Consider the following 12,186-nt stretch of genomic DNA (forward strand, 5'->3'; position numbering starts at 1 on the left):
CGCCCCGATCGCGGCAGCACTTCGATCCGCGCCGATCGCGGCGGCACTTTCACCTTCCCCGGTCGCTGCAGCACTGGATCCCCGCCTGCGCGGGGATGACGATGTGCTGCTCTGGACGTCGCTGTGAGAAGGCTGGTGCCCGTCACTTGGGAACTCGCATGCGGCAAGGGTGCCGAGTATATCGACGCCCGCAGGCCTCTCCGGCTTTCTCGGCCTTTCCGCACTGGCGACCCCCGCGCCTGCCGCGCATCGTGGCGCCATCGCTTCCACGGAGCCCGCCATGTCGACCCACCCGCTTCCCCGTCGCCGCCTCGCCGAAGGTCTCGAAGTCACCGCACTCGGCTTCGGCGCGATGGGCATGTCCGATTTCTACGGGCCGTCCGACCACGCCAGCAATCTCGCGGTGCTGCATCGGGTGCTGGATCTCGGCGTCAACTTCATCGACAGCGCTGATATGTACGGCTGTGGCGCCAACGAGCGTCTGCTGGCCGAGGTGTTGAAGACGCGTCGCGACGAGGTGGTGCTGGCGACCAAGTTCGGCAACGTGCGCGCGCCGGACGGCCGCGTGGTCGGCATCTGCGGGCGGCCCGAGTATGTGTACGTCGCCTGTGAGGCCAGCCTGGCGCGGCTCGGCGTCGACTGCATCGACCTCTACTACCAGCACCGCGTCGACCCCGACGTGCCGATCGAGGAAACGGTGGGCGCCATGCAGCGCCTGGTCGAGGCCGGCAAGGTGCGGCATCTGGGCCTGTCCGAGGCCAGCGCCGAGACCCTGCGGCGCGCCTCCAAGGTGGCGAGGATCGCGGCCCTGCAGACCGAGTACTCGCTGTGGTCGCGCGACGTCGAATCGGATGTGCTGCCGGCCTGCCGTGAACTCGGCATCGGCTTCGTGCCCTACAGCCCGCTGGGGCGCGGTTTCCTCACCGGCGCCATTGCCAGCGCCGAGCAGCTCGATGCCACGGATCGTCGTCGCGCGCACCCGCGCTTTCGCGCCGACAATGCGGCACGCAACCAGGTTCTGGTTGAGCAGGTGCGCGCGTGGGCGGCCGAGCTTGGCTGCACGCCCGCGCAACTGGCGCTGGCCTGGCTGCTGGCCCAGGGCGAGGACATCGTGCCGATTCCCGGCACGCGTTCGGTGGCGCGGTTGGAGGAGAACCTCGGTGCGCTCAAGATCGCGCTGTCATCGGCCTGGGTCGAGCGCATCCGCGGCGAGCTCGCTGCCATCGAGATCAGCGGCGGGCGCTACCCACCCGAGGGGATGGCGCTGGTGAATCGTTGAGGTCGGCACGCGCGACATCAACGCGTGTTTGCCTTGTGGGCGCGGCCATGGGATGCGCGCATCACGCATCGTTGTCGGCACGCGCATGGCGTCATTCGCGGCGCTTGGTGCGCGACACGCGCACCCTACGAATTCCAGTGACGCGTACGCTTGAACCAAGCGAAAGGTGTTGTGCGCTTGGTGGGCGACACACGCAGCATGCCAATTCGAGTGACGCTGCCACTTGATCAAGGCGACACGCGTCACTCGTAGGGTGCGCGTGTCGCGCACCAAAAGGCGTTTCGACCAACACACCGCGTGCGCGTGTCGCGCACCAGATGTCGCACCCACAGGCGCATCGCGAAGCTTCGCCGCGAGCCAAGGCTCAGGCCGCCGACGCGCGCTCCAGCCAGTGCACCAGTTCGTCGAGGCTGCGCACCTCGAGGTCCGGCGTCTCGGCGTGGTCCCAGGTCTCGTCGCGGCGGTTGATCCAGACCGCGCGCAGGCCGGCGCGGCGCGCACCCAGCACGTCCATGTGCGGGTCATCGCCGACGTGCAGCACCTGTTGCGGCGCCAGCCCCAGCCGCGTGCAGGCGGCGTGGAAGATGCTCGGCTCCGGCTTGGCCGCACCGTGCTCGCGCGCGCCCAGCGAGAACTGGAAGTGCGCCGACAGGCCGATCCGATGGATGCAGGCATTGCCATTGGTCAGCGCCGCCAGCGGCAGGCGCGCGGACAGGCGTTGGAGCGCGGGCAGGCTGTCGGCGTAGAGCTCGACGCGGTTGCGCGCGGCGTAGAACACCTCGAAGGCTTCATCGGCACGGGCCGGGTCTTCGCCGCCTTCGCTGAGCGCGATGCGCAGGGAGATCATCCGCTGCTCGCAGAAGTCATGGGCGAGGTGCGGGTGGTCCTCGTAGACCTGCGCCCGCAGCGCGCGCATGCGCTCGATCGGATAGGCCCGCGCGGTGCCGGGCGCGTGCTGCTGCAGCCAGGCCTGCAGCTCGCGTTCGGCGGCTTCGATGGCCGGCCACACCGGCCACAGGGTGTCGTCGAGGTCGAGCGTGATGGCGCGGATGTCGTTCAAGCGGTGGCTTCGCAAAGTGCGGAGGTCGGCATGGTAGTCCTCACGCCGTGCAGGCGGACGTGAGGAACCGCCGCATTGGGCCGGCCCTGGCCCACCGTGGGCTTGAACCTTGCCCCGGTGGTGGCTCGGAGCCTTTCCCTCGCCTCGGCTTGGGTTAGGGGCCGCGTCCAGGGCGGGCGGAGCGAGTCGCGACTGTGGTGCCCATGGTGGGCCAGGGCCCACCCTATGCTGATCCCGATCCCGATCCCGATCCCGATCCCGATCCCGATCCCGATCCCGATCCCGAATCCCGAATCCCGAATCCCGAATCCCGAATCCCGAATCCCGAATCCCGCCCTCACTCCATCACCACCACCCCGCTGCGACGCCCGCGCACCACGCTCAGCGCGAGCTGCTGCGGACGCATCTCGATCACTTCGCCGAAGGTGTCGAGGCTGTCGATGCGGAAGCGGTTGACGCCGGTGACGAGGTCGCCTGCGGCCAGGCCGCTGCGCGCTGCGCGGCTGCCTTCGGCGACGCGTTCGACGCGGATGCCGGACACGCCCTGCTGGCGCGAGCGCTGCGGCAGGGCGGTGAACTCGGCGCCGTCGAGGCGCGGGTCCAGCGCGCTGCCCAGCAGCTGGCTCAGCTGGGGCTTCAGGCGCAGCTCCAGACGCTGCGTGCGCCCGTCGCGCAGGTATTCGAGCGTCACCGGCTCGCCCACCGGCAGCAGGCCTTCCTTGTTGTGCAGGGTCTGCGGGCTGTCGACCGGCTGCTGGGCGATGGCGGTGATGACATCGCCCGGCTGCAGGCCGGCCTCGGCTGCCGGTGAGGCTGGCCGCACGCGCGTCACCACGGCGCCACGCGCGCCGGCGACATCCAGCATCGCCGCCAGCTGCGGGGTGATGGCCTGGGTCTCGATGCCCAGGCTGCCGCGCTGCACGCGGCCGCTGTCGAGCAGCTGGCGCATGATCTCGTTGGCCAGCTCGGCGGGAATCGCGAAGCCGATGCCGACATTGCCGCCCGAGGGGCTGAAGATCGCGGTGTTGATGCCGACCAGCTCGCCGCGCAGGTTGACCAGGGCGCCGCCGGAGTTGCCGGGGTTGATGCTGGCGTCGGTCTGGATGAAGTTCTGGTAGGCCAGGCCCTGCAGGCCGGAGCGGCCCAGCGCCGAGACGATGCCCGAGGTCACCGTCTGGCCGAGGCCGAAGGGGTTGCCCACGGCGACCACGAAATCGCCGACGCGCAGGGCTTCGCCCGTGGCCAGCGGCAGCTCGGCGAGGTCCTCGGCGGGAATGCGCAGCACGCCGACGTCGGTGTCAGGGTCCGAGCCGACGAACTCGGCGGTGACCGTGCGGCCGTCGGCGAGCGTCACGCTGATGTCGTCGGCGCCTTCGATCACATGGTTGTTGGTCAGCACCAGGCCCTCGCGGGCATTGACGATCACGCCCGAGCCCAGCGACTGCTGCACGCGCTCCTGCGGCACCATCGGCAGGCCGAAGAAATGGCGGAAGAACGGGTCTTCGGCCATCGGGTTGCGCACCCGCACCACGGTCTTGCTGTGGATGTTCACCACCGCCGGGGTCACCTGCTCCAGCATTGGCGCCAGTGAAGGCAGGGGCTGGCCATCGACCACCGCCGGCAGGGCGGCATGCGCCGGGCGCAGCAGGTGGCTGGCGACGGCGAACAGGCCGATCGCGGCCAGGGTCAGCAGGGCGCCGAGCGCAGCGCTGCGCAGGCGGAGGGTGATGACGGTGGCGCGCGCAGGGGCGTCGGGCATGGGGAATCTCCTGTGGCCGGAGCTTGATGGGGAAGGCCGACGCAGACCCACGCCGGCCGCCCAGGTTCCAGCGCGGGCTGGGCCAATCTGCGCAGCATTCGGTTTGCGGCAAGGTGGGGGCGCCGGTTGTGGGTTCAAACCCTTGTTTGCCCCACGCATCTGCATAGGGTGGGCCCTGGCCCACCATGGCCTCGAACCTCGCCCCAGTGCACGGCCGCATGCAGGTCCGCAGGCGCTGGCGCCATGCCGCATGCCGCTTGTGCATCGGCAGCGGTGCGTTTCGCGCATGAAGCCCGCACATCCTCTTGAGGATCTGTCGCGCCCCGGAAGACATTCGGGAGGGTGAAGCTCACGGTGGGCCAGGGCCCACCCTATTGCCCTCGGATAGGGTGGGCCCTGGCCCACCATGGCCTTGACACCCGCCCCGCGACCCGGCCTCTACATGCCCCCTTCACACATCGCGCGGCGCTCCGCAGCGCTGCCGATTCGCGCAAATCCCGCGCCCTCAAGGGCTTCAGAAATCGCGCGCCCGATCAAGCGGTTTTCCACAGTTTTTTGCGTTGACACCCGTGGTGCCCGGGCGTAGCGTACGAGGCCGTTGTCCACTAGATCTTGTGGTCTCGCCCCATGCGAAACCCTACAGATTGGGGTCGCTTCCCAGGCCAGACACTACGCCCACCCGGCGCAACACGGATCTTGCGGCCAGCACGCAGGCAGGCGGGGGCAGGGCGAAATCGGCGGCACAGCTAGCGGTACAACGGGAGACCCGAAGCAGCAGGCACCGGCCGGGGGGCGGCGGTCGCTGCGACGGAAGAAGCGGAGCTCCATGCAGGGCTCGGCACACAACAAGAACCCATCAGTCGAGGCGCAGGGCAGCCCGAAATCGCCCGGACCCCAGCACGTATCGCGACCGGAGCGCCCAGCGCGCGCCCATCCGAACGTGCCGGGCGCTGCGCGCGAAGCGTAGCCGCGGTCCGGATCGACCAAGGTCCTGCAGTCACGGCCACAAGAAAGAGGCGAAATTGGATGAGCAGCGTTCGGCTTGAAGCGGTGCGTAACGAGGCCAAAGTGATCGAACTCCAGCCCGCGTCCTGGGACATCTGGGACAAGAAGTACCGGCTCAAGACCAAGAAGGGCGAGCCCGTCGATGCCACCATCGACGACACCTACAAGCGCGTCGCACGCGCCCTGGCCGACGCCGAGCCCACGGTCGAAAAGCAGAAGTACTGGTACGAGCGCTTCCTGTGGGCGCTGCGCCGCGGTGCGATCCCCGCCGGCCGCATCACCTCGAATGCCGGCGCGCTGGAGCACAAGCCCGCCACCAGCACGATCAACTGCACCGTCTCGGGCACCATCCCCGATTCAATGGACGGCATCCTGGAGAAAGTCCACGAAGCCGGGCTGACGCTCAAGGCCGGCTGCGGCATCGGCTACGAGTTCAGCACCCTGCGCCCCAAGGGCGCGTTCGTGGCCGGCGCCGGCGCCTACACCTCGGGCCCGATGTCCTTCATGGATATCTACGACAAGATGTGCTTCACCGTCAGCAGCGCCGGCGGCCGCCGCGGCGCGCAGATGGGCACCTTCGATGTGTCCCACCCCGACGTGAAGGACTTCATCAAGGCCAAGCGCGAAGACGGCCGCCTGCGCCAGTTCAACCTATCGCTGCTGATCACCGACGAGTTCATGCAGGCCGTGCAGGCCGACGCCGAGTGGCCGCTGGTGTTCCCGGTCAACAAGAAGGAAGTCGACGAGATCGACCTCGGCAACGCCGAGCAGGTGGTCTGGCGCGACTGGCCGGCCAGCAGCACCTACATCACCCGCGACGACGGCCTGGTCGCCTGCAAGATCTACGGCCACGTCCGCGCGCGGCACCTGTGGGACATGATCATGGTCTCGACGTACGACTACGCCGAGCCGGGCTTCATCCTGATCGACCGCGTCAACGAGATGAACAACAACTGGTGGTGCGAGAACATCCGCGCCACCAACCCCTGCGGCGAGCAGCCGCTGCCGCCCTACGGCGCCTGCCTGCTGGGCTCGGTCAACCTGACCAAGTTCGTGCGCGACCCGTTCACCGACAAGGCCTCGTTCGACTGGGACGAGTACAAGGAAGTCGTGCGCGTGTTCACCCGCATGCTCGACAACGTGGTCGAGGTCAACGGCCTGCCGCTGCCGCAGCAGCGCGCCGAGATCCTGCGCAAGCGCCGCCACGGCATGGGCTTCCTCGGCCTGGGCAGCACCGTGACCATGCTGCGCATGCCCTACGGCGGCAAGGAGAGCTGCGAGTTCACCGAAGCCGTGGCCCGCGAGATGGCCGTGGCCGGCTGGGAAGTCGCGCTGTCGCTGGCGGAAGAAAAGGGCCCCGCGCCGATCATGGACGAGGACTTCAGCGTCAGCGCCGAGATGCTGCGCAAGCGCCCGGAAATGGCGAAGGACGGCTGGAAGATCGGCGACACCATCAAGGGCCGCGAGCTGCACGCCAAGTACAGCCGCTACATGCAGAAGATCGCCACGGTGGCGCCGGAACTCGTAGCAAAACTTGCGGAGACCGGCGGCCGCTTCACCCACCACAGCTCGATCGCGCCCACCGGCACGATCAGCCTGAGCCTGGCCAACAACGCCAGCAACGGCATCGAGCCCAGCTTCGCCCACCACTACAGCCGCAACGTCATCCGCGAAGGCAAGAAGTCCAAGGAAAAGGTCGAGGTCTACAGCTACGAGCTGCTGGCCTACCGCAGCCTGGTCAACCCGGACGCCATGCCGTACGCGCAGGACGAGAAGGCCAAACTGCCCGACTACTTCATCGCCGCCGACGACATCACACCCAAGGCGCATGTCGACATCCAGGCCGCCGCGCAGATCTGGGTGGACAGCTCGATCAGCAAGACCGCGAACGTCCCCACGGACTACCCCTACGAGGACTTCAAGGACATCTACCGCTACGCCCACGAGAAAGGCCTGAAGGGCTGCACCACCTTCCGCTTCAACCCCGCCGCCTTCCAGGGCGTGCTGGTGAAAGAGGCCGACCTCGAAAACACCACCTACCGCTTCGAGCTGGAAGACGGCAGCGTGGTGGAAGTGAAGGGCAACGAGCAGATCGAATACGACGGCGAACTGCACACCGCCGCCAACCTCTTCGACGCACTCAAGGAGGGCTACTACGGCAAGTTCTGAGCAAGGCGCGAGCGCCGCGCGGCCCAATCACGCGCATAGGGTGGGCCCCGGCCCACCGTGAGCTCGACGCTCGCCCCGGCCATCCCACTCGCCGAAGCCCCGCATCGCACCCCTCTCCCGACGGGACAGGGGTGGCAACCGCAACACCCAGGGCTTGATTCCAAGCCCGGCGCAGGCCAAGGATCGGCCTGCGGCGAAGGGCGCCCCCCTTCGCGCATGCCCGGCCTGTCTCGCCGGGCAAGTGCAAGCCTCCGGCGCAGGACGCACCGGCGGCGGTCAATGTTCTCGATACCACTGCCCCACGCGGGGCAGGCCCGAAGCTAGAACGTCCCGATACGACGTGAGGAGTGGCAGATGAGCAATGGCAATGGGGTAACCGCGACCCTGAGCGAAGCGGTGGAAGCCGTCACCGAGAAAGCCCAGGAACTCGCCCACGACGCCAAAGAGGCCGTGGTCGCCGCCGAACAGGCCGTGGCCAAGCGCGCCGCCAAGGTGAAGAAGCAGGCCGAAGGCCAGTACAAGAAGGCCAAGAAGGCCGTCGACAAGAAGGTCGGCGAAGCGAAGAAAGCTGTCTCAGGCGCGGTGAAGACCGCCAAGAAGAAAGCCGCCGCCGCCAAGAAGGCCGTCGACAAGAAAGTCGGCGAAGCCAAGAAGGCCGTCGCCGGCGCGGTGAAGACCGCCAAGAAGAAGGTCGCCGCCGCCAAGAAGGCCGTCGCCAAGAAGACCGCCCCGGCCAAGAAGGCCGCGAGCAAGCAGGTCGCCGCAGTGAAGAAGGCGGCAGCCAAGAAGGCCGCACCGGTGAAGAAAGCGGCCGCCAAGAAAGCCGCACCCGCCAAGAAGGCTGCAGCCAAGAAAGTCGCCGCGGTGAAGAAGGCCGTCGCCAAGAAGGCACCGGCCAAGAAAGCGCCCGCCAAGAAAGCCCCGGCCAAGGCCCCAGCAAAGAAAGCCCCAGCGAAAAAAGCGGCCGCCAAGAAAGCCGCCCCTGCAAAGAAGGCAGCCGCCAAGAAAGCCGCCAAGTAAACCCGGGGGGAACACCCGCCGCCGCATGACCGGCGGCGGGTGAATCCCCACCGCCCAAGCCCCAGGCGCACACCGCCCAAGGCCGGCAGAACACCCAGAGCAAGCAGAACACCCAAACCAAGCGGAACACCCAAAGCCCAGGCGCGATCAGGCCCCACCCGCCCCGCGACAGGCAAAGCATTGAACCCCTCTCCCCGTGGGAGAGGGGCAGGGGAGAGGGTCCGGCCCCCCAGCCACCCCCACCCCGCGACACCCAAAGCTTCAAGCCCCTCTTCCATCGGGAGAGGGGTTGGGTGAGGGGCAGCAAGCCCAGCACCCGAAAACCCGCGACACCCAAGCTCCAAAGCCCCTCTCCCCCGGAGGGAGAGGGGTTGGGGAGAGGGGGGAAACCCCGCCTCACCCACCCAATACGCGACACCCAAGCTCCAAAGCCCCTCTCCCCCGGAGGGAGAGGGGTTGGGGAGAGGGGGGAAACCCCACCTCACCCATCAACTCCGCGACACCCAAGCTCCAAAGCCCCTCTCCCCTGGTGGGAGAGGGGTTGGGGAGAGGGGGCAAACCCCCACCTCACCCCACCCACCCCAAACACCCACACCCAGCAGGCGCCAACACCCGCGCCGCCCCACACCCCGCGAAGGAGCCCCCCATGGCCGTCAAAATCACCAAAAAAATCAAGGGCTACGCCGTCCTCAAGCCCGAAGACAAGGCCGCCGCTCCTGCCCCTGCCGCAGCAACGCCCGCCCCCGCCGAACCCCCCGTGCGCCAAAGCGCCGAAGTCATCCAGATGCACGAGCAGATCGAGCGCCCCGAAGTGCTGGTCGGCTCCACCTACAAGATCAAATCGCCCCTGTTCGAGCACGCCCTGTACGTCACCATCAACGACATCGTGCTGAACCAGGGCACCGCCCACGAATCGCGCCGCCCCTTCGAGATCTTCATCAACTCGAAGAACATGGACCACTTCCAGTGGGTCGTGGCCATCACCCGCATCATGAGCGCCGTGTTCCGCAAGGGCGGCGACGTCACCTTCCTGGTCGAAGAGCTGAAGGCCGTGTTCGACCCAAGAGGCGGCTACTTCAAGGCCGGCGGCGTCTACATGCCCAGCATCGTGGCCGAGATCGGCGCCGTGGTCGAAGACCACATGAAGACCATCGGCCTGATCGTCGACCCCGAACTGGACGAACACCAGCGCGCCCTGATCGCCGAAAAGCGCGCTGCGTTTGAGGCCCAGTCAAAAAAAAACGCTGAGCTGAGCCCGGCGGCTGACGGCGCGGCGAGTGGGGAAGCGAAGAGCGACGCCGCCACCTTCCCGACCGGCGCGACCCTGTGCCACAAGTGCAACACCCAGGCGATGGTGGTGATGGATGGGTGTCAGACTTGTTTGAATTGTGGGTATTCGAAGTGTGGGTGAGGGCCGCCCTTATCTCGGTCTTGAGAAACATCACTAGCGTCAAGGCTGGCCTCTTGCCTCAAGTCTGTTTCAAGCTCTTGGCAAGATCCGGCCCACTTCTCGCCGCAGGATGACTCAGAGTGCCGGGTAGATCACTCAACGACACCGAGCGTCGATTGGCGAAATGGTGGGGGAATGACCTCACGCATTTTGACTATCCGCAATTGCGTGCCATCGATGTAAGTGGTCAATCTCCAGGGCTTAGGGGGATTACTGGCCTTAAAGTTGAGTTTGCCTATCCAGTGTCTGTTCTGAGCGGCCCGAATGGCTCAGGCAAGACCACAGTGCTCGGTCTGGCGGCTCTTGGTTTTCACGGGGTTGATGGGCACTTCCCTCAACTGGCCCGACGCCAAGCACGAAGTGGTGAGGATTTTTCATACTACACCTTCCAAGACTTCTTCTTCAGAGGCCCCGGCGACCCTGACGTTACTGGTGTTCAAATAGGGTGGCGATATCGGCAAGCGCCCGAGCTTTCCATCAGCAAGCAGTCGGATAAGTGGATGCGCTACGAGCGCCGTCCGCCAAGGCCTGTCCAGTATTTCGGTATAGGCCGGGCGGTTCCAGCGATAGAGCAAGCTGTACTGCGATCTCATTTTGGTCAACGAGGTCGTCCAAACGAAGTCGCTCTATCTAATGAAGCTGTTCGCTACGTCAGTCGAATTCTGGGGCGACCCTACTCGAAGGCTCATGCGCTCAGTTCAGCCCGCTGGGGCGTTCGTCGATGCGCCAACGGTCGCGCAAACTACTCCAGTTTCAACATGGGGGCCGGAGAAGACATACTATTCGATCTGATTGGCAGCATCGTGGCGATGCCAAAAGGCTCGCTGGTTGTTATTGAAGAGATTGAGGTTGGCATACACGCAGGTGCATTGACTGCGCTAGCTGAAGTATTGCTTGAGATCGCCTGGGTCAAAAAGCTTCAGATCATTATTTCTTCGCACTCTGAGCGGTTTGTGGATGCGATGCCGAGGCCGGCGCGAATTCTGCTGCGCCGCCACGGCGCAAGTCATGATGTTCTTTATGGGCCATCGACGGAATTTGTGTTCTCTTCACTTTCTGGAGTTGCAACTCCGGAGTTGCTGATCTACTGCGAGGACAAGTTTGCGCAAAGGCTAATCGAAGCTGCGCTGCCTATATATTCAAGAGCGCGCGTGCGAGTCTTGCCCGTTGGTGACAAGGCAGCCTTGGCCACTCAGGCAGAGTGCCATATTCGAGATGGTGACAATCCGCGATGCATAGTGGTATTTGATGGTGATGTCTCAGAGTCTGAGGCCCTTCGATTGGTTGCCCCTAGTAATGAGCGAGTAAGCCCGTCTCAAATTTCATGGATGCGGTTGCCTGGAGATATGGCGCCGGAAGCGTTTGTGGCAAGCCAGGTTGCAGACGACACAGAGGTGGCTGAGGCAATCGCGGGAGATCTAGGTCTTCACGTTGATGAGCTTCGAGCCCTATTGGAGCGCGCTGCTGCAGGCGCAGACCATCACGATATCGTGCGCGAAGTGGCGAGGAGCGTCGGAGTCTCCGAGGACGAGGTTGCGGTTGCGTTATGTCGTGGGGTCGCCCGTAGTGGTGAAGGAATTCGCCTCCTCCGCAGCAACATCGATAGTGCGCTCGACGGTCTTTAGGGGCGGGGTAAGGGGTTTGATAAGGGGGTCTTGGATAAGGGGTCAGGCTCACTTTCTGTATCGATTGAGTGGGTACTGAAAGAAGGCGTTGGGATAATTTGTCAGATCATGGAAGCTAACTCTGATCCCTTTTGCCCTATCTGTTAGGAGTGAATGCTCGATGAGTTATCTGCGTCATTCATAGATAACGGAGTCAGGTTCACTTCCTCAGTCGGACCAGTGGGGAGTACACCTGGTGCCGGGTCCGTTCGCTAGATCTTCGAAACTGACTCTGCCCTTTTTTTAGCGCCTCTTGTTGGTCGGAGTTGGGCCAAGGAGATTCTCTGATTGCTGCTCAACCGCCAGTGCTTGGTCCGCTCAAGGGATCAGTGACAGCCGCAGGCCGACGATGATTCGCTTTTTTAGAAGTCTGGTGTGGAGCGGGAGACTTGGGGCCGCCCTGAGCCGAGCAGAGAAAATGCGTGCTGCCGGAAAACGACAGGCGGCACTCTCGGTTGTGCAGAAAGCCATCTTTGGCTTGGATAAGGCCGGCTTGGCCGAGGAAGCCCCACTGGATGCCTCTCGCGCCTTATTGGTCGCAATTGGCGAAGCTTTGGCCTATGAGCTGGAAGAGCCGGGATTTTCTGAGGCTGAGCTGGCCAAGGCTTTGGCGATGATTGAAAGCGTGAATCTGGAGGCCGAGCCGGAGGGCTATGCGCGGTACATTCCCTTCTTGCGTTCACGCATTCAGCGGCTCCAAACAAATTCGAGGTGCGAGGTGGAGGCTTAGTCTCAACTTCCAAGTGCAACACCCCACTTCAAGTAGGGTGCAGGCATGGG

The 12,186-nt window shown here is 65.2% G+C and carries 8 protein-coding genes; 6 read left to right on the forward strand and 2 right to left on the reverse strand.

Annotation, left to right across the window (positions count from 1 at the left end; genetic code table 11):
- Nucleotides 1–280: 280 nt before the first annotated feature.
- Nucleotides 281–1,279 (forward strand): aldo/keto reductase, encoded by a 999-nt coding sequence (locus Q0654_RS06385; RefSeq protein WP_298851691.1) that lies wholly within the window; start codon nucleotides 281–283, stop codon nucleotides 1,277–1,279.
- 364 nt (nucleotides 1,280–1,643) lie between these two features.
- Here the strand turns inward: Q0654_RS06385 and Q0654_RS06390 are convergent, their stop codons facing one another.
- Both Q0654_RS06390 and Q0654_RS06395 read right to left on the reverse strand, forming a co-directional pair.
- The gene (locus Q0654_RS06390; protein ID WP_298851694.1) at nucleotides 1,644–2,339 is read right to left on the reverse strand and encodes an HAD-IA family hydrolase; all 696 of its coding nucleotides are present in this window, start codon (nucleotides 2,337–2,339) and stop codon (nucleotides 1,644–1,646) included.
- A gap of 337 nt (nucleotides 2,340–2,676) precedes the next feature.
- Nucleotides 2,677–4,098, reverse strand: a complete 1,422-nt coding sequence (locus tag Q0654_RS06395) for a Do family serine endopeptidase (RefSeq protein ID WP_298851697.1) — start codon at nucleotides 4,096–4,098, stop codon at nucleotides 2,677–2,679.
- A gap of 1,026 nt (nucleotides 4,099–5,124) precedes the next feature.
- Between Q0654_RS06395 and Q0654_RS06400 the strand changes: the two genes are divergently transcribed.
- The 5 genes from Q0654_RS06400 (at nucleotide 5,125) to Q0654_RS06420 (ending at nucleotide 12,136) form a co-directional block, all read left to right on the forward strand.
- Nucleotides 5,125–7,272: an adenosylcobalamin-dependent ribonucleoside-diphosphate reductase gene (locus tag Q0654_RS06400; RefSeq protein ID WP_298851699.1), complete on the forward strand. Its 2,148-nt coding sequence runs from the start codon at nucleotides 5,125–5,127 to the stop codon at nucleotides 7,270–7,272.
- A gap of 354 nt (nucleotides 7,273–7,626) precedes the next feature.
- The gene (locus Q0654_RS06405; protein WP_298851701.1) at nucleotides 7,627–8,292 is read left to right on the forward strand and encodes a hypothetical protein; all 666 of its coding nucleotides are present in this window, start codon (nucleotides 7,627–7,629) and stop codon (nucleotides 8,290–8,292) included.
- Between the two features lie 646 nt (nucleotides 8,293–8,938).
- The gene (locus Q0654_RS06410) at nucleotides 8,939–9,703 is read left to right on the forward strand and encodes an NrdJb (protein WP_298851703.1); all 765 of its coding nucleotides are present in this window, start codon (nucleotides 8,939–8,941) and stop codon (nucleotides 9,701–9,703) included.
- Nucleotides 9,704–9,858: 155 nt separating this feature from the next.
- The gene (locus Q0654_RS06415; RefSeq protein ID WP_298851705.1) at nucleotides 9,859–11,367 is read left to right on the forward strand and encodes an AAA family ATPase; all 1,509 of its coding nucleotides are present in this window, start codon (nucleotides 9,859–9,861) and stop codon (nucleotides 11,365–11,367) included.
- Between the two features lie 388 nt (nucleotides 11,368–11,755).
- Nucleotides 11,756–12,136, forward strand: coding sequence for a hypothetical protein (locus Q0654_RS06420; RefSeq protein ID WP_298851707.1), 381 nt, complete (start codon nucleotides 11,756–11,758; stop codon nucleotides 12,134–12,136).
- The last annotated feature ends 50 nt before the right edge of the window (nucleotides 12,137–12,186 follow it).

Source organism: uncultured Aquimonas sp. (genome assembly GCF_937888285.1).
Classification (GTDB): Bacteria; Pseudomonadota; Gammaproteobacteria; order Xanthomonadales; family Xanthomonadaceae; genus Aquimonas.